This is a genomic window from Chryseobacterium sp. AC405b (assembly GCF_979258685.1).
In genome coordinates, this window is record NZ_OZ409877.1 from 394,010 (window position 1) to 411,236 (window position 17,227).

Here is a 17,227-nt window from a genome sequence, read left to right on the forward strand (position 1 = left end):
GTAATTTATGCGCTAATGCTACCACTGATTGTGGTGAGCGGACTGGTATTCGCCAATCGCGAAATCAAAAGTGAAACTCAAAAGAAGCAACCCAAAAAACAACTTTCTATTACAGAACGGAATGCCGAGATGAAAAAATGGGAAGCTACGCCCGATGGTATCAAGTTCAAACAATGGGAAGAATCTCCCCGAGGTAAAAAAGTGTATGCCGCCGAAGACAAAATATGGAAGCACATTACAGAGTATACCAACATGGAGGGAACTGTAACCTCTCTTTCTCTTCCGCCAGGCTCTAGATTAGGTTTCGGAGTGATGGTCAGGATTAATGGTGACGATTATATTGTAACATTTGATGCAGAAAAGTCTCAACTTGAGCAATTGCACAGCCTGAAAGTTAACGACAAAATAATGATAAAAAGCCATCATGTTTCGCACGCACCCAAATATTCATATCCTATAATATCTTGCGAATATCTGGAACGCAAAAGTAAAGTAATTTTCAGACGTGTTCCTCGTAAAGGCGGCTGTTAAGTAAACCATTTATTTTTAGGTGTAATCTTGTCAAGGCATAAAATCTTGACAAGATTAATTGCAATCACCAATCATTAAAGAGGTCTGGATGGCTTTATTTAATTTTTAAGATCAACATAAATTAACCTGATCCCACAGAATTTTTCTTGTCCGATTAATTGGATGTATGTATTATTGTAAAAAATTTATCCATGCATATTCAGATTTCTCAGGATTTTAAACAAAAGACCAAAGCAGCAGTCTCCTCTATCGTGATTTTCGTTTTTGTTTACATCCTTATTTTCCTCTTTACCATTGCTTTAGCATTAGCTTGTATCGGTGGCGGAATCTGGCTCATCGTAGCGAAACCAATGTTTTTAACACTCATGTTAGGAGCAGGATTGGCAGGTACAGGAATTTTCGTATTCTTTTTTATCATCAAATTTTTATTTAAAAAACATATCAACGATCTCAGTTATCTTACTGAAATAAAAAGATCAGACGAACCTGAACTTTTTAAAATGATTGATGACATTGTAAAAGAAGCTGAAACCAACTTCCCGAAAAAAGTTTATCTATCAAACGATGTCAATGCAAGTGTATTCTATGATTCGAGTTTCTGGAGTATGTTTTTTCCGATTCAGAAAAATCTTACAATCGGACTTGGATTGATCAACACCACTACAAAACAAGAACTAAAAGCGATATTATCTCATGAATTCGGACATTTCTCACAGCGTTCGATGAAAGTCGGAAGCTATGTGTACAATGTAAATCAGATCATTTTTAATCTGGTGAATGAAGATGCATCATACCGTAATTCTATCGAAAAATTCGCAAGCTTCAGCGGTTATTTTACCATTTTTGCATCGCTCGCCATTTTCTTTACTTCAAAAATTCAGTGGGTTCTTGCGAAGATGTATTCTTACGTAAACATTCGTCACATGGCACTTTCCAGAGAAATGGAATTTCACGCCGATGAAGTTGCTGCCCATATTGCGGGTTCTATTGCTTTAGAAGAATCACTCTTGAGATTAGAACTGGCCAACAATTCTTACAATAATGTGATCAATTTTTATGAAGCGAGAATTTCAAAAAATCAATCGAGTAAAAACATCTACCGCGAACAGTTTTTCGTCATGAATTTTCTTGCAGAGCAGAGCGAACTGGAGACTAAATACAATCTCCCACTTGTAAAACTTTCAGAATCAGGATTGTTTAATAAATCAAAATTGAATATAGAAAATCAATGGGCATCGCATCCATCCACTGAAGACCGGGTTGCAAAGCTCAGACAGCTTGATATCGTAAAAGATATTGACGATCAGCCTGCGAGAGATTTATTCAAAGATTTTGAACAAACAGAAGAAAAACTGACTGCCAAACTTTTCTCCAACGTAAAATATGAGCGCGGCAGAACAGATTTAGACTTCGAAACTTTCAAAAACGAATTCGAAACACAATATCAGAAAGATTCTTTCGATAAAATTTTTAATAATTATTACGATAATAAGAACCCTGATTCAGAAGTTCAGGAAAATCTTTCGTCAGAAGATATACCGTTCGAGAGTCTTTTCGACAACGAAAAGGTAGAACTTGTTTACACCCTCATCGCTTTAGAAAGTGATAAGAAAACCATTGAAGCTATTGCCAAAAAAGAATTTATCTTAAAAACATTCGACTACGACGGTAAAAAATACAAAGCTGCCGAAGCCAAAAAACTGATCCCGGAAATTGATCAATCTATTGCAGAAATAAAAGATCTGATTGTAAAAAATGATTCTGATATTTATAATTACTTCCTGAAAATCTCAGAAAATCAGAATAAAAAATCAGGATTTAAAAGCGTTTATCAATCATTCGCTGATTATGACAAACTGTATGAAGAAAAATACAAGCTATATATAGATCTTGCAAATGCAACCGCTTTTATCAGTACAAAAACTCCTTTTGAGAAGATCAGACATAATTTTATTGCCCTTCAGTCTCTTGAGAACCAATTAAAACAAGAAATAAGATTTCACCTTCAAAATCAGCGTCTCATCTCCGATTTGAGTGAAAAGGAAATAAAAGATTTGAAAGATTATATAGAAAAAGAGCATATCTATTTCCGTAATGAAGAGTATTTTGAAGCCAATTTGAATTTGCTGATGAACGCAATCAATATTTTGCCCTATTTTCTTCACCGAAAGTATTTTTTGATGAAAAAAGAACTGTTGTCTTTGATGAAAGAATTGGAAGACAACCAGCGTATTGAAAAAGTTTACTAGTTGTGTTGTATATCTAACTATCTATCAATTGAGGAATTATCATGCAAAACACCAGAATTTTCACAACAGCATTCGCAAGTGTTTATCCGCATTACCTGGCTAAAGCTGAAAAGAAAGGCAGAACCAAAGAAGAGGTTCATCAAATCATATTCTGGCTCACGGGATACAACGAATCCGGTTTCCAAAATGTACTCGACAACAAAATAGATTTTAAAACTTTTTTTGATGAAGCACCGCGGATGAACCCGAACGTTTCATTGATTAAAGGCATGATTTGTGGCTACCGTGTAGAGGAGATTGAAAATGAACTAATGAGAAATATCCGTTACCTTGACAAGTTAATTGATGAATTGGCTAAAGGGAAAAAGATGGAAAAAATCTTGAGAAATTAGTTATAATCAAATATTTTCGTCACTGTTTCATATTTTAATTATCTTCACAAAAAATTCACTTATGAAAACAACTTTATTATTTCTAATCACTTCTACGGCAGTATTGTCTGCGCAAACCACGATTACAAAAACATTTAATGATCCCGTTATTGGTGAAACAGTCAACAATGTGAATGTCAACGGAACCGTTGATAATTCTGCAACCGGAGCTAATGCCACGTTCTCAAACAGCAGTTTGACACAGGGCTCAGCTTCAGTTACCACCTATTCTGCACCAACTTCGGCAGAGATAACGACTTTCCCCGGGACAACCATTAAAATGACAGGCGGAGGAAGCACTGTCTATTATAAACAGACCGCTGCCAAACTGGAAATTACAGGATTGGTAACACCAGATGCTACGTTTAATTTTTCAGCAAACAACGGAACATTCATAAGCTATCCTGCTGCACTAGGATATTCAGAAACTGATACCGCATCCGGAACATTTTCTGCAACTGCAGGTTCCGGAAATTTTAGCGGAACGATTACCATCAACGCCGATGCATCCGGAACTCTTCTGATCGGCGCAAAAACCTACACCAATGTTTTAAGAATAAAATCTGTACAGAATTTTTCTCTCACCTTGTTCGGATTTCCTGTAGGAACAGTTGTAAGCACAGCTTATACTTACTACGACAGTCTGCATAAGTTTCCATTGTTAAGCACAACCAATGCTGTCATCACAGCGCAGGGAGTACCACAGACAAGCAATGTTGCACAGGCTTTAAACGAAACATTTTTGTCAGTATCAGATTTTGTAAAGAAAGATACCTTTAAAATTTATCCTAATCCCGCTCAGGATTTTATTGAGTTTACAGGAGATTTATCAACTTATTCTAAAGCAATTATCTACAGTTTAGATGGAAAAATGATTAAAACTACTGATTTAAAATCCGGAAAAGTAGAAATTTCAGAATTACCTCCTTCAGCTTATTTCATTGGGTTTTCAGGAAAAAATTCTCAATCTGAAAGCGTAAAATTTATCAAAAAGTAATTATCATTAATTATTTCAGAATATTTCAAACCGTTCTTCATTTTTAGAACGGTTTTTGATTTAACATAATTATAATGTTTTGTTCTTGCAGGTTCCAACAAATCAAACCATTTTTATACTTAATTTAAATCAAAAATATACCCATGAAAAAACTCTTTATTCTTGCCTCTTATCTTCTGATTTCAGAAGTCAGCGCTCAGCAAACAGTTATTACTGAAGTAAGCACCGTTCCTGAAGATAAAATGAATATTATTAAAACCAATATTACAGGTTATGCATTCAGAAATATCAATCTGTCTTATGAAAGGTCAATCAACCGTTGGTTTGCCATTAATGTAGGTTTTGGAACTGTAGCCGAGGGAAAAGTTCCGTTTATGAATGCTTTTCTGAACGATGAGGATGAAAAAGATTTTCAGAATTTAAAAATCAAAGCCACCAATTTTACGATTGAACCAAGGTTCTATATCGGGGAAGGTTACGGAAAAGGATTTTACTTTGCACCTTACTACAGATATTCAAAAGTGTCTACCAATACATTTGATTTCACTTATGATTATACCGCTTTTGGAACAACAGTTCCCATTCCTTTAAAAGGTTTAGGCGACGCAAGAGGAAATAGTGGAGGATTGATGGTGGGAGCACAGTTTTTTCTTAATAAACAACACAACCTTATATTAGATTTCTGGATTGCCGGTGCCCATTACGGTTCTGGGAAAGGAGATTTCAGTTTAACGAGTGACATCGTTCTCACGCCGGAAATGCAGGAACAGCTCAAAAAAGAGATTGAAAATTTAGATATTCCTTTTGTAGATTATACTGTAGAAACCAATCCGAATGGTGCAAGAGTAAAAATTGACGGACCCTGGGCAGGTTTCCGTAGTGGTTTTTCTCTAGGATACAGGTTTTAATTAGAAAAAAACCGTTCACGATTTGTGAACGGTTTTTTTTATTTGTAAGCGTCTTTAAATTTTTCAATAAGATGATCTAATGTGTGACGCTGCACATATACTGTTCTTATATCATCATATCGTGGAGATTTGTAGAAAACTTCATGAAAATCCATACTGCCATTTCCTACTTTTACTATTTTTTGCACATCAATATTTAATTTCTTTAATTCTTCTCTCAGAACTTGAAATTCATCTTGTATAGTATCCATCATTATCATATTGTTTAGTTAAAATTACTGTTATTTATCTGGCTTACCCCCTATATAATTAAACACCTCAGCCAATTATTTATTAAATTTAGTTAATTATTTTAAATTAACCATAGGGTTTACCATTTTTTTTATTAAAACACTAAATATCAAAAACTATACCTAAGTGTCTGTTTGTGAATAATAAATTAATTTAATGTGAATTTAATGTTAACAGATTATTATTTTAACGTCAATTTTAAATATAAACTTCCAAGAATTTTGTAATTCTGGCTTAAAAAAAAAATGCATTAATCAACAAGCGCTGATATTTGCATTTAACTCTGGGTAAAGTTTTGAATCAAATGTTTAAAATAAATCACCAGATGAAAAAACTAAAAACATTTGTACTAATTATTCTATGGTCATTTCCGATTGTCATTTTTTCACAGAACACCAAAGACAAAGTAAAAACAGTGAATACAAAAGAAAATAATAAAATGGTTGTGTATAATGAAAATACTCCTCATTTTATGCAGTTCGGAATCATGTCGAGAAATCACGAAGAATTCAGAAAAAAATACGGGATCGCAGTGATCTACCAAAATTGTGTGATCAGCCAGTTTTTATCTCAAAAAGCGAAAGAAAATAATAAGTTAGTCGCTAGATTTCTCACAGAAAAATTCGGAGATGCATGGAAAAAAGATCTCGGTTTTATTCCTTTCGGATTATAACTTCTCCACTATTTCAACTTCCTGTCTCAATTGTGCTTTATACAAAGTTGCGTAGTATCCGTTTTTGTCAAGAAGCTCAAGATGCTTTCCTTCTTCAACGATTTTACCCTGATCCATCACGATAATTTTATCTGCTTTTTCTATGGTAGAAAGTCGGTGTGCGATAATAATTGAAGTTCTGTTTTTGGTAATTTTTTCTGTCGCTCTCTGAATTAATTTTTCGCTTTCATGATCGATTGATGAAGTTGCCTCATCCAAAATCAAGATTTTCGGGTCAGATAAATAAGCTCTCAGGAAAGACAACAATTGTCTCTGTCCGAGTGAAATAGATGAGCCTCTTTCGCTTACCACATATTCGTAACCGCCGGGAAGACTTTCGATAAATTCGTCTACTTCAATTTCTTTGGCGCCGGCTTTTATTTTATCTAAGGTTACCGATTCATCCCCGAATGCAAGGTTTTCAAAAATGCTTCCGTGGAAAAGGAAAACATCCTGTAATACAACACCAATATGACTTCTTAGATTATACAGCTCATAATCTTTCAGTTCTACATCATCAATAAAAATTTCACCAGAATTGATGTCATATAATCTTGTAATCAAACTGATAATTGTAGATTTTCCCGCTCCGGTTGCCCCCACAATTGCAACAGTTTCACCTGGATTTACTTTAAAATCAATCCCTTTTAAAACTTCCTGTTTATCGTCATAAGCAAAATGTACGGCTTTAAATTCAATCTTTCCGTCAAAATGATCTTTAGCAATTTTACCTTTATTGGGCATTGCGTAGTCTTCATCCATAATTCCCAGAACCCTTTCTGCACCTACAATTCCACGCTGAATATTATTGAAACGGTCTGCAATCTGTCTTAAAGGTCGAATCAACATCGAAATAAACTGGATAAACGCAATGACAACACCTGCACTAATCGTAATATAACCACCATAAAAAAGGACAAAACCAATGAAAAGTGAAGAAATCAATTCAACAACAGGAAAAAACAGTGAGAAGATAAAAACCGTTCTCAGCAAAGCACTCTTCAGAGTGATATTAATCTCATCAAATTTTTTAAATTCTGCCTGTTGCCTGTTGAAAACCTGAATAATCGGCATTCCTGCTAATCTTTCCTGAACAAACGAGTTTTGATTGGAAGTCCAGTTTCTTTCATCACCAAAAGCTTTTTTTAGTCTTTTCTGGAAGAATCTTGTTATAACAACCATCAAAGGTAAAATAGCCAATGAGATATAACTCAAATGCACATCGACCTGGAACATCATAAACAAGACGAAAATAATTCTCAAAACGTCTCCGAAAACCATCAAAAAGCCGTCTGTGTAAACAGTCGCAATCGTTTCAACATCACCAACGGCGCGAGTTACAAGCTGACCAATCGGAGTTTTATCAAAAAAAGCAGTTCTGAAATAGATCAGTTTATTATACAATCGCTCACGAATATCTCTGATGACATTTTGCGAAATATAGTTTGAAAAATAAACTAAAAAGAAATTTAAGATCGTTTCGGCAAAAACCAATCCTACCAAAGCATAAATATGCTTCATCATCAACGCCTCATCTTTCAGTTTAGTAATGTCATTATCTACAATCTGCATAGTAAGATAAGGTCTGTAAGTAGAAACTATGGATAGGATAATAGAAATAATCAGGGTAAAAATAAACCAGGAACGAAACTTCATACCGATGAAGAAAAGTCTCTTTACAATTGCCCAGGTATCTTGTTTTTTCATTATAGAATTGACGTAAAGAATTAATTTGAAAAATTCTCTGCAAAATTAAGACTTTAAAATTTTACAAACTGATAACTATGTAGAAAAAACTGATTACAGCCATTATAATAAACAATAATTATTCTCAAAAGTGAGTAACTGTTTGGTTCTAATCAAATTCATACCCCACATCCACCAGAAAAAGCCCGTGAGCGGGTGCAGAAGTTCCGGCAGAGTTCCGGTTTTTGTCCTCAATCACTTTGCGTAGATCTTCAGGCAGAATTTTCCCTGAACCCACCTCAATCATCGTTCCTACCACAGCTCTAACCATATTTCTCAGGAAACGGTTGGCTGAAATGGTAAATTTCAACTCAGTTCCGTTTTGTTCCCATTCTGCTTTATACATTTTACAGAGATTGGTTTTGTTGTCGGTGTGCAATTTAGAAAAGCTTGTAAAATCTTCATATTCAAAAAGAATTTTACAGGCTTCATTCATTTTATAAACATCCAGATTTTTTCTCCAGAGCTGCCAAGCGGAATCCTGGGTGAATGGATTTTTCTCCAGCGAAATGTAATACTCATATGTTCTGAAAGTAGCATCAAATCTAGCATGAAAATCGTCTTTAACTTTAAAAATTCTTTTAACAGAAATATCTGCTGGAAGAAAACTATTGAGTTGATGAGTAAGCTGATTGCTTAGAATCTGCTCGGTCTCAAAATGAGCATACATTTTCTTGGCATGAACTCCAGTGTCTGTTCTCCCTGCTCCTACTGTTTTAATTTTTTCTCGTAATATTGTGGAAAGTGCGTTTTCAAGTTCTTCCTGCACAGAAATATCTTTCGGCTGAACCTGATAACCAAAATAATTTTTACCGTTGTATGAAAATTCTATAAAATACCTCAAATCAAAATAAGTTTATTTTTTAAACTAAGCCATTCCTACTTAAGAATTTCATATCGGGATGAGCTTAAAACAATATTGCAAAAATAATTTAATTTAACAATAATTAAGAAATGATTTTTGAAAATAATTGTTGATAAATCATAGACATATTCTATAAAATCGTCTATAAAATTCTTATTTTTGCCAACGTATGAAAAGATGGTATCTCTATCCTTTTTCTTTAGGTTATCACATGGTTACGGGCGTCCGAAACACCATGTATGATCTGGGAATATTAAAATCTACGAAATTCACCACTCCGATTATTAACGTCGGCAATCTTTCTGTGGGCGGAAGCGGAAAATCGCCAATGGTGATGTATCTGGCTAAATCTTTATCTAAATATTACAGAACCGGAGTACTGTCTAGAGGTTACGGAAGACTGACGAAAGGGTATGAAGTGACCAACTACGACAGCAATTATAAAACTGTGGGTGATGAGGCGATGCAGTTATTTGAACGTTTCAAAAACCGTTTTGTAATTGCAGTTTCTGAAGAGCGAGTTCCCGGAGCCAAAAAAGTAATCGGTGATATGGATCTTGATGTTTTGATTCTTGATGATGCGATGCAGCACAGAGCGATCAAAGCCGGATTTAATATTTTGATGACTGATTTTAATGATCCTTATTTTAAAGATCATCTTCTCCCGGCAGGAGATTTACGAGAATCGAGAGCAGGAGCAGGTCGTGCAGATATCATCATGGTCAGCAAATGTCCCGATGAACTGACGGAAGAAACCAAACAATATTACATCTCAAGAATAAGACCCGCTCATAATCAGAAAGTATTTTTTTCATCGATTGGATATGATGAAAATGTATATTCAAAAGATAAAATGTTGCCAGACAATAACCTCAGCTATTATGACATTCTGCTCATCACAGGTATTGCCAACCCAAAACCTTTGCTGAATCATTTGTCTAAATTTTCTCAGAAAGTGAAACATCTCAAATTCAGAGATCATCATAATTTTTCTGATGCAGACATCAAAAATATCATAGCAGAATACAAAAAACTGGGAGAGTATAAATTGATTCTGACTACAGAAAAAGATTATGTCCGTTTGAAAACTTTCGATTATCTGCGAGATCTGGTTTATTATTGGCCGATCAACGTCGTTATTGACAAGAAAGAAGAGTTCAATCCGATGATATTGAATTACGTTAACAAAAAGCGTTAAGACTAAATCCTAAAATCCGCAATCTACATTGTGGATTTTGTTTTGTTGGGAATAGAATTTCTCAATCTTTTAAATTCTGTTAAATCATCTGATTTCGATAAGAAATTACGTTTCAATGTTTAGATTTGTAAAAAAAAATTGAATGAAGCAGTTAATAACATTTTTGATGTTGGGTATTTTCACTTTAGGATGCTCTCAAAAAACACCTGAAGTTTCTAAAACTCAGTTTTCAAAAGAAGCCTTAAAGCAACAACTTGAAGATGAAAACGGTAAAAAGATAAGTGTTCAGGAAATATTAAACCAGCATAAAGGAAAAGTTTTGGTGATCGATTTCTGGGCAGGATGGTGCAGAGATTGTTTAAAAGCACTTCCCAAAGCTGAAGAATTAGAGAAAAATAATCCAAACATCGATTTTGTTTTCTTTTCACTCGAAAGATCAAAAGAGAAATTTGACAGCAGTCTTGAGAGATTCAATATGAAAGAAAAAGAAAATTATTGGTTTTCGACAGGCTGGAAAAATGATTTCAACGAGTATATCGACCTCAACTGGATTCCCAGATACATGGTAATCGACCAAAAATCGGAGATTGCAAAATATTACGCCATTTCTCCTGAAGATCCGGAAATTCAGGCTACGATAGACAGACTTCTGAAATAAGGCAAAGTCTGAGGCTAAAGCTTAAAATTTTTATATTGAATGATAAAATATCAGAATCCATATCTTTGTGATATGGATTCTCCTTTTCCGCTCCGCAAAATAATTCATGTCGACATGGATGCATTTTATGCTTCCGTGGAGCAGCATGACAATCCCGAACTAAGAGGAAAAGCACTTGCTGTAGGCGGCGGACATCGCGGTGTAGTTGCAGCAGCAAGTTATGAAGCCAGGAAATTCGGGGTGCGCTCTGCAATGCCGAGTAAGACTGCGAAAGAAAAATGTCCGCATCTTATTTTTGTTTCGCCAAGATTTTCGCGGTACAAAGAGATTTCAAGAATGATTCGTGAAATTTTTTATGAATATACCGATTTGGTAGAACCCCTTTCACTGGATGAAGCCTATCTTGATGTAACCAAAAATAAAAAAGAGATAGAATCTGCCAATCAGATTGCCAGAGAAATTCGTCAGAAAATATTTGAACAGACGGGTTTAACAGCTTCGGCAGGAATTTCTGTCAACAAATTTTTGGCGAAAGTAGCTTCAGATATTAATAAACCCAACGGGCAAAAAACAATTCATCCAGAAAAAATTGAAAAATTTTTGGAAGAACTTCCTGTCGAAAAATTTTATGGTGTCGGAAAAGTAACTGCCAATAAAATGTTTACTTTAGGGATATTTAAAGGCAAGGATTTAAAGAAAAGATCGCTGGAAGATTTAACCAGACTTTTCGGTAAATCAGGAAAATACTATTATGATGTGGTAAGAGGAATTCATCATTCTGAAGTTAAGCCTCACAGGATTCAGAAAAGCGTAGCAGTTGAAAGAACTTTCTTTGAAGATCTTTCTGATGAGCAACAGATCAATGAAAAACTTGGCAGCCTTAGCGAAGAACTTCACAATCGGCTTCAGAAAAACAATATTAAAGGCAGATCTTTAACATTAAAAATAAAATATAAAGATTTTTCACTGTATACAAGAAGTATTACGAAGGAAGAATACTTCACCACATCACAAGAATATTTCAAAATTTCAAAAAAACTCTGGGAACTCCGTCCCTACGATAAAGCGGTACGATTATTGGGTCTGTCGTTATCTCATCTCAACACCGAAGAAAAAAAGCAGATTTCTGTTCAGCTAAAGATTCGTTTTGAGGAATTCGAAGATTAAATAGTAATTTTCATTAAATTGATACTACCAAATACAATAACTATGAACCAGACAATGATTCAATTTTTCCATTGGTACAGTGACGGAGACGGTGTACTATGGAAACATGCCGAAAAAGAGGCAAAATATTTATCACAATTAGGAATCACATCCGTTTGGTTTCCACCAGCTTATAAAGGAACAAACGGAGGAAATTCTGTAGGATATGATGCATACGATCTGTATGATTTGGGCGAATTTGACCAAAAAAACAGTGTAAAGACCAAATACGGATCGAAACAAGAATATCTTGATTGTATTAAAGCTTTAAAAAAAGAAAACATACAGGTCATTGTTGACATTGTTTTGGGTCATAAAGCAGGTGGCGATGAGCTTGAAACCTTTAAGGCCGCTAAAGTGGATGAAGAAAATCGCGAAAAAATAATTTCAGATTTTTCTGATATTCAGTCATACACCAAATTTACATTTCCGGGAAGAGGAAAAAAATACTCAGATTTTGAATGGAATTTCACCTGTTTCAGCGGTGTAGATTATGCAGAAGGAAAAGAATCTCATATCTACAAAATTCAATCTGAATACGGTAACGACTGGGAAAAAATGATCGATGATGAAAAGGGAAACTATGATTATCTTATGTTCAATGATGTGGAACATAGAAATCCTCACGTACGAGAAGAACTCAACTCGTGGGCACAATGGTATATTGAACAGACAGATTTTGACGGTGTAAGATTAGACGCCCTGAAGCATATCTCTTATGATTTCTATAAAGAATGGCTGACGATGTTGCGTTCCAATTCCGGTAAAAACATCTTTGCAGTTGGAGAATACTGGGCTCCCGGGCAACTGAACTTACTTCAAAAATACATTGATACAACGGAAGGCTGCATGAGTCTTTTTGACAGTTCGCTTCACCACAATTTTCACACTGCATCTAATGAAGGTGACTCATATGATTTGCGGAGAATTTTTGATGAAACTTTGACTGAAGCCGACCCACTTCATTCTGTAAGTATTGTTGATAATCACGACACTCAGCCATTACAGGATTTGGAAGCGCCGGTGGAAGGATGGTTTAAACCTTTAGCCTATGCTTTAATTTTATTAAGAGAAAAAGGTTATCCGTGTGTTTTTTATCCCGATCTGTATGGTGCAAGTTATAAGGATAATGACCGTGAAGGAAACGAACAGGAAATATTTCTAGATAAAGTGGACGGTATTGAAGAAATGCTGGTTGCCAGAAAAAACAATGCTTATGGCTTTCAGAGAGATTATTTCGAAGACGCAAACTGTCTTGGCTGGACTCGTGAAGGTGATGAAGAACATGAAGGTCTTGCCGTAACGCTCAGCAATAAAGACGCATACAACAAACCTATGGAAGTAGGAAAAAGGTATGCCGATAAAAATTTTGTTGATGCTTTAAAAAGGTTCGAAGATACAATTACCATTGATGAAAATGGATGGGGAAACTTTCCCGTTCCTGCAGGCAATGTGAGCGTCTGGATACCAGAATCACCTAAAAAATAATTTATTTACAACTATTAATTTTAAAATTCAAACATAATTAAAATAATGAATACATACACAGTAAAAGCTTACGGTACGGAATCTAAGGAAGCCGACTTAAATGAAATGAATATTGAGAGAAGAGAAACAACCGCAAAAGATGTAGAAATAGAAATTCTATATTGTGGTGTCTGCCACTCAGATCTACACACGGCGAGAAACGACTGGGGTGGAACAAAATATCCTGCAGTTCCCGGGCACGAAATCGTAGGAAGAATCACAAAAGTTGGAAGTGAAGTTTCAAAATTCAAAGTTGGAGATTTAGCCGGAGTCGGATGCATTGTAGACTCTTGCGGAACTTGCGAAAGTTGTAAACAAGATCTTGAACAGTATTGCAAAAACGGATTTATCGGAACTTATAACGGAAAAGATGAGCATTTAGGAGGTCATACTTTCGGTGGATATTCTGAAAAAGTGGTGGTAGATGCAGACCATGTTTTGAGAATTCCTGAAAATTTAGATTTAGCTGCTGTTGCACCCCTTCTTTGTGCCGGAATTACAACCTGGTCGCCTCTGAAACACTGGAATGTAGGATCAGATTCTAAAGTTGCTGTCGTTGGATTAGGCGGATTGGGTCACATGGCAATCAAACTGGCAAAAGGTTTGGGAGCTGAGGTTACTTTATTCTCAAGAACTCCGGGGAAATCTGAAGATGCAAAACAACTGGGTGCCGATCATGTGGTCATTTCTACAGATGAAGAGCAGATGAAATCTGTTACAGGAAAATTTGATGTAATTATTGATACTGTTCCTTATGACCATGATGTAAATCCTTATATTTCGACTCTAAATGTCAACGGGACTCATGTTTTGGTAGGTTTTATTGGTAAAATGGATGAAGCACTTTTTACTCCACCAATGATTATGGGAAGAAAATCTGTTGCCGGTTCTGTTATCGGTGGAATCGCTGAAACTCAGGAAATGCTTGATTTCTGCGGAGAGCACAATATTGTTTCTGAAATTGAAATGATTAAAATGCAAGACATCAACCATGCTTACGAAAGAATGCTGAAAAGCGATGTGAGATACCGTTTTGTGATTGACATGAAATCTTTGTCATAGACTTTTTTAAAGATATATTTAGAAATACCCTTCGCTCTGAAGGGTATTTTTTTGTTTAAATAAGTTTAAAATCTTTTAAACTTATTTTGAAGATTAAGGAGATTACGCAGACTTTATCTTAAAAAAGCTGCTGATATTATTTCTGCTCCATATCTTGATATGCCCACTCTGCCATCGCATCAATCACGGGAGCGAGCTTATTTCCTGCTTCACTAAGTTTATATGTTACGTGAGGCGGAACAACCGGTTTTGCCGTTCTGATGACAAGTCCGTCATTTTCTAATTGTTTTAAATGCTGAATCAACATTTTTTCTGTAACTGTAGGAATTGCTCTTTTCAGTTCGCTGTATCTTTTCTCTCCTGTAGAAAGCTGAAACAGGATGACAGGTTTCCAAAAACCGGAAATCTTTTCCATGACATACATTACGGGACACTGATCCAATAAATGTTTTCTGTTTTCCTGAATGGTAGAATTTTCTTTGATTGCCGTCATGTTACATACTTTAGGGTAAGTACTTGTATAAAAGTAAGTACAAATATAACTTTGTTATCAGAAATAAACAACATCCTCTAATATTAAATATTAAAAAATTCACCTATGAAAATTATCATCACAGGTTCCTTGGGGAACGTCGCAAGACCATTAGCACAGCAATTAATTACAGAAGGTCACGACATTACAGTAATCAGCAGCAACGAAGCAAAGAAATCAGAAATTGAAACTTTGGGTGCAAAAGCCGCTATCGGATCGATTTCAGATTTAGAATTCCTGAAAGAAACTTTCTCCGGAGCCGATTCGGTTTTTCTGATGACTCCGCCTCTTGTAAGTGAGAGCAATATTATAAAAAATACCATTAAAATTGGTGAAATTTACGCTGATGCCGTTGAAGAAACAGGAGTAAAACGTCTGGTAATGCTCAGCAGTGTAGGTGCAGATTCGCCAATAGAAAACGGACCCATTGCAGGTCTTCATCATATTGAAAAAATATACAGCGATCTTGAAACCGTTTCTTCAACTTTTCTGAGAGCAGGGTATTTTTATATTAATTTCTTCAATGATATTCCGTTAATTAAAAAGGCCGGAATTATCGGAGCCAATTACTCTGCTGAAACTAAAGTTCCATTGGTACATCCGAAAGATATTGCAAAAGCAGCATCTGAAGAATTGGTAAAAACCTCATCTGACCAAAAGATCCGTTATGTGGTAAGTGACAACCGTGAAGCAGGAGATTTTGCGAAAGTATTGGGTTCAAAAATTGGAAAGCCAGATTTGCCTTGGGTAGAATTTACGGATGAGCAGACCTTTGAAGGAATGTCACAAGCCGGACTTCCCGAAGAAATGGCAAAACTGTATGAAGAAATGGGAAGAGGAATAAGAAATGGTGTCGTACAGGAAGATTTTATTAAATATGGTTCGCCCATTAATGGTGAAACGAAATTGGAGGAATTTGCAAAAGAGTTTGCAGATCAATTTAATTCTTTATAGTTGCAAGAGTTTCGGCGGGCCTTCGGCCCGCCGAAACTCTATTCATATATTCTATTTGCTCCTTTTTATTTTTTCAAAGTTTTTTTCAGGACTTTCAGCTTTCCGTCAATTTTGTTTTCCAATTTTAAATCTAAAATTTCAGCGACAAGCGGATAAACATTTACATTTTCAAATTCATCAATAATTAAATCATTTTTAATTTCAGATCCCCACGCATAAAACACTGCTTTCATTTCAGGTACTAATTTTGGATCATAGCCGTGTTTTCCTAGAGATGTTTTCTGATCTTTTTCTAAAAATACTTTGGGCGCTTTCGGAATCAAGAGAATCTGCCCTATCCTATTATACCGATCATCCCTGGTTGCGAAATGTAAATATTTAGGTAACTTTTTATCCAGATAAACCTCGTAGTCATCTGTTTTATTTTCTTTTAATTCTTTAAAAACATCTTTAACTTCTTCTGAGTTTTTTACATATACCCTTACCAAAGTCTGAGAATTATAAAAATCAAATCTTTCTTTGTTGAAAAGAATTTTAGGAATTTCCAGAGGATTTCCGCCATCAACCTGTATCATACCGTGATCGTAAACGAAAATAAAATTGACATTTTTCAACCCTAACTTATTTACTTTCTCAACTAAATTTCCAATTGCGTCATCTATCAAATGAACTGCTGCATCCGTTTCTTTAGCATCCGGACCAAAATGATGTCCTGCTCCATCAACTTCCTGAAGGTATAGTGAAATAAAATGCGGCCTTTGATCTTCCGGTAATTTTAACCAATTAATTACTTTATCAACTTTTTCTAAAGGTTTAAACTTTTCATGATACGGATAATAATAGGTCGGTCTTTTTCCTCCTGCATCACTTGCAGAACCTACCCACTGTAACGAAGCACTCAACATTCCTTGTTTTTCTGCCAATGCCCAAAGCGAAATTCCGCCGTACCATTTTCCTTCCTCCACAATTTCTTTTTTGTTCATAGCGTAGTTTTTCTTCAATTCATAATCGTAAAAGAAATTATCAACCAAGCCATGATGAGAAGGGTATAATCCGGTAATCAAACTCCAGTGATTAGGAAAAGTAATACTCGGATAACTTGGAATCATAGCTTTAGCCTGAACTCCAGCTTTTGAATATTTTAAAAGGTTTTCAGTATTATATTTCTTGGCATAATCGTATCTGAAACCGTCCGAAGAAATCATAATCACATAAGGTTTTGATTGTGCTTCTATATTATTGAATCGGTTGGGAATAATCACTTGAGCAGTATCTGAAATTGTCTTTTGAGCAAAAACAGAAACACAAATAAGAAGCAGGAAAAACGAAAATCCTTTCATTATGAATTTTTTGGCAAAGG

Annotated in this window: 17 protein-coding genes; 12 read left to right on the forward strand and 5 right to left on the reverse strand. The window is 35.3% G+C overall.

All coding sequences use genetic code 11. From position 1 onward, the window contains the following. The first annotated feature begins 15 nt into the window (after nucleotides 1–15). The 5 genes from ACZZZA_RS01900 (at nucleotide 16) to ACZZZA_RS01920 (ending at nucleotide 5,116) form a co-directional block, all read left to right on the forward strand. Complete coding sequence (locus tag ACZZZA_RS01900; protein ID WP_463429572.1) at nucleotides 16–531, forward strand: hypothetical protein; 516 nt, start codon at nucleotides 16–18, stop codon at nucleotides 529–531. A gap of 191 nt (nucleotides 532–722) precedes the next feature. Further along, nucleotides 723–2,780: a M48 family metalloprotease gene (locus ACZZZA_RS01905; protein ID WP_463429573.1), complete on the forward strand. Its 2,058-nt coding sequence runs from the start codon at nucleotides 723–725 to the stop codon at nucleotides 2,778–2,780. A gap of 41 nt (nucleotides 2,781–2,821) precedes the next feature. Continuing rightward, entirely contained in the window at nucleotides 2,822–3,172 is a 351-nt protein-coding gene (locus tag ACZZZA_RS01910; protein WP_463429574.1) for a DUF2200 domain-containing protein, read from the forward strand. 61 nt (nucleotides 3,173–3,233) lie between these two features. Next, on the forward strand, nucleotides 3,234–4,208 hold the full coding sequence (locus tag ACZZZA_RS01915) for a T9SS type A sorting domain-containing protein (RefSeq protein WP_463429575.1): 975 nt from the start codon (nucleotides 3,234–3,236) through the stop codon (nucleotides 4,206–4,208). 143 nt (nucleotides 4,209–4,351) lie between these two features. Beyond that, nucleotides 4,352–5,116 carry a DUF3575 domain-containing protein gene (locus ACZZZA_RS01920; RefSeq protein WP_463429576.1) on the forward strand — a complete coding sequence of 255 codons (765 nt, stop codon included), beginning with the start codon at nucleotides 4,352–4,354 and terminating at the stop codon, nucleotides 5,114–5,116. Nucleotides 5,117–5,154: 38 nt separating this feature from the next. On the opposite strand, the gene ACZZZA_RS01925 is transcribed toward ACZZZA_RS01920, so the two are convergent. Beyond that, complete coding sequence (locus ACZZZA_RS01925) at nucleotides 5,155–5,370, reverse strand: hypothetical protein (RefSeq protein ID WP_463429577.1); 216 nt, start codon at nucleotides 5,368–5,370, stop codon at nucleotides 5,155–5,157. A 362-nt stretch (nucleotides 5,371–5,732) separates the two neighbouring features. Between ACZZZA_RS01925 and ACZZZA_RS01930 the strand changes: the two genes are divergently transcribed. Next, complete coding sequence (locus ACZZZA_RS01930) at nucleotides 5,733–6,080, forward strand: FEKKY domain-containing protein (protein ID WP_463429578.1); 348 nt, start codon at nucleotides 5,733–5,735, stop codon at nucleotides 6,078–6,080. On the opposite strand, the gene ACZZZA_RS01935 is transcribed toward ACZZZA_RS01930, so the two are convergent. Together ACZZZA_RS01935 and truA are read right to left on the reverse strand one after the other, a co-directional pair. After that, the gene (locus ACZZZA_RS01935; RefSeq protein ID WP_463429579.1) at nucleotides 6,075–7,826 is read right to left on the reverse strand and encodes an ABC transporter ATP-binding protein; all 1,752 of its coding nucleotides are present in this window, start codon (nucleotides 7,824–7,826) and stop codon (nucleotides 6,075–6,077) included. The genes ACZZZA_RS01930 and ACZZZA_RS01935 overlap by 6 nt on opposite strands. A 148-nt stretch (nucleotides 7,827–7,974) precedes the next feature. Then, entirely contained in the window at nucleotides 7,975–8,709 is a 735-nt protein-coding gene (gene truA, locus ACZZZA_RS01940) for a tRNA pseudouridine(38-40) synthase TruA (protein ID WP_463429580.1), read from the reverse strand. 190 nt (nucleotides 8,710–8,899) lie between these two features. Here truA and lpxK point away from each other — a divergent pair, with 190 nt between their 5' ends. The 5 genes from lpxK (at nucleotide 8,900) to ACZZZA_RS01965 (ending at nucleotide 14,381) form a co-directional block, all read left to right on the forward strand. Then, nucleotides 8,900–9,928, forward strand: coding sequence for a tetraacyldisaccharide 4'-kinase (lpxK, locus tag ACZZZA_RS01945; RefSeq protein ID WP_463429581.1), 1,029 nt, complete (start codon nucleotides 8,900–8,902; stop codon nucleotides 9,926–9,928). A 142-nt stretch (nucleotides 9,929–10,070) separates the two neighbouring features. Beyond that, on the forward strand, nucleotides 10,071–10,586 hold the full coding sequence (locus tag ACZZZA_RS01950; protein WP_463429582.1) for a TlpA family protein disulfide reductase: 516 nt from the start codon (nucleotides 10,071–10,073) through the stop codon (nucleotides 10,584–10,586). A gap of 72 nt (nucleotides 10,587–10,658) precedes the next feature. Further along, a complete protein-coding gene (gene dinB / locus ACZZZA_RS01955) occupies nucleotides 10,659–11,753 on the forward strand; it encodes a DNA polymerase IV (protein ID WP_463433717.1) in 1,095 nt (364 codons plus the stop codon). 42 nt (nucleotides 11,754–11,795) lie between these two features. Further along, entirely contained in the window at nucleotides 11,796–13,280 is a 1,485-nt protein-coding gene (locus ACZZZA_RS01960; RefSeq protein ID WP_463429583.1) for an alpha-amylase, read from the forward strand. 45 nt (nucleotides 13,281–13,325) lie between these two features. After that, nucleotides 13,326–14,381 (forward strand): NAD(P)-dependent alcohol dehydrogenase, encoded by a 1,056-nt coding sequence (locus tag ACZZZA_RS01965; protein WP_463429584.1) that lies wholly within the window; start codon nucleotides 13,326–13,328, stop codon nucleotides 14,379–14,381. Between the two features lie 136 nt (nucleotides 14,382–14,517). On the opposite strand, the gene ACZZZA_RS01970 is transcribed toward ACZZZA_RS01965, so the two are convergent. Further along, nucleotides 14,518–14,874, reverse strand: coding sequence for a winged helix-turn-helix transcriptional regulator (locus ACZZZA_RS01970; protein ID WP_463429585.1), 357 nt, complete (start codon nucleotides 14,872–14,874; stop codon nucleotides 14,518–14,520). A gap of 105 nt (nucleotides 14,875–14,979) precedes the next feature. Between ACZZZA_RS01970 and ACZZZA_RS01975 the strand changes: the two genes are divergently transcribed. After that, nucleotides 14,980–15,867: an NmrA family NAD(P)-binding protein gene (locus ACZZZA_RS01975; protein WP_463429586.1), complete on the forward strand. Its 888-nt coding sequence runs from the start codon at nucleotides 14,980–14,982 to the stop codon at nucleotides 15,865–15,867. Between the two features lie 65 nt (nucleotides 15,868–15,932). Here the strand turns inward: ACZZZA_RS01975 and ACZZZA_RS01980 are convergent, their stop codons facing one another. Continuing rightward, on the reverse strand, nucleotides 15,933–17,207 hold the full coding sequence (locus ACZZZA_RS01980) for an alkaline phosphatase family protein (protein ID WP_463429587.1): 1,275 nt from the start codon (nucleotides 17,205–17,207) through the stop codon (nucleotides 15,933–15,935). Nucleotides 17,208–17,227 lie beyond the last annotated feature (20 nt).

Excerpts from the sequence above, each read along its gene's own strand:
- ACZZZA_RS01915 (WP_463429575.1), top strand. The coding sequence starts at position 3,234 with ATGAAAACAACTTTATTATTTCTAATCACTTCTACGGCAGTATTGTCT.
- ACZZZA_RS01965 (WP_463429584.1), top strand. The coding sequence starts at position 13,326 with ATGAATACATACACAGTAAAAGCTTACGGTACGGAATCTAAGGAAGCC.
- ACZZZA_RS01950 (WP_463429582.1), top strand. The coding sequence starts at position 10,071 with ATGAAGCAGTTAATAACATTTTTGATGTTGGGTATTTTCACTTTAGGA.
- ACZZZA_RS01930 (WP_463429578.1), top strand. The coding sequence starts at position 5,733 with ATGAAAAAACTAAAAACATTTGTACTAATTATTCTATGGTCATTTCCG.
- ACZZZA_RS01900 (WP_463429572.1), top strand. The coding sequence starts at position 16 with ATGCTACCACTGATTGTGGTGAGCGGACTGGTATTCGCCAATCGCGAA.
- dinB (WP_463433717.1), top strand. The coding sequence starts at position 10,659 with ATGGATTCTCCTTTTCCGCTCCGCAAAATAATTCATGTCGACATGGAT.
- ACZZZA_RS01925 (WP_463429577.1), bottom strand. The coding sequence starts at position 5,370 with ATGATGGATACTATACAAGATGAATTTCAAGTTCTGAGAGAAGAATTA.
- ACZZZA_RS01910 (WP_463429574.1), top strand. The coding sequence starts at position 2,822 with ATGCAAAACACCAGAATTTTCACAACAGCATTCGCAAGTGTTTATCCG.
- ACZZZA_RS01960 (WP_463429583.1), top strand. The coding sequence starts at position 11,796 with ATGAACCAGACAATGATTCAATTTTTCCATTGGTACAGTGACGGAGAC.
- ACZZZA_RS01905 (WP_463429573.1), top strand. The coding sequence starts at position 723 with ATGCATATTCAGATTTCTCAGGATTTTAAACAAAAGACCAAAGCAGCA.
- ACZZZA_RS01970 (WP_463429585.1), bottom strand. The coding sequence starts at position 14,874 with ATGACGGCAATCAAAGAAAATTCTACCATTCAGGAAAACAGAAAACAT.
- ACZZZA_RS01975 (WP_463429586.1), top strand. The coding sequence starts at position 14,980 with ATGAAAATTATCATCACAGGTTCCTTGGGGAACGTCGCAAGACCATTA.
- lpxK (WP_463429581.1), top strand. The coding sequence starts at position 8,900 with ATGAAAAGATGGTATCTCTATCCTTTTTCTTTAGGTTATCACATGGTT.
- ACZZZA_RS01935 (WP_463429579.1), bottom strand. The coding sequence starts at position 7,826 with ATGAAAAAACAAGATACCTGGGCAATTGTAAAGAGACTTTTCTTCATC.
- ACZZZA_RS01980 (WP_463429587.1), bottom strand. The coding sequence starts at position 17,207 with ATGAAAGGATTTTCGTTTTTCCTGCTTCTTATTTGTGTTTCTGTTTTT.
- ACZZZA_RS01920 (WP_463429576.1), top strand. The coding sequence starts at position 4,352 with ATGAAAAAACTCTTTATTCTTGCCTCTTATCTTCTGATTTCAGAAGTC.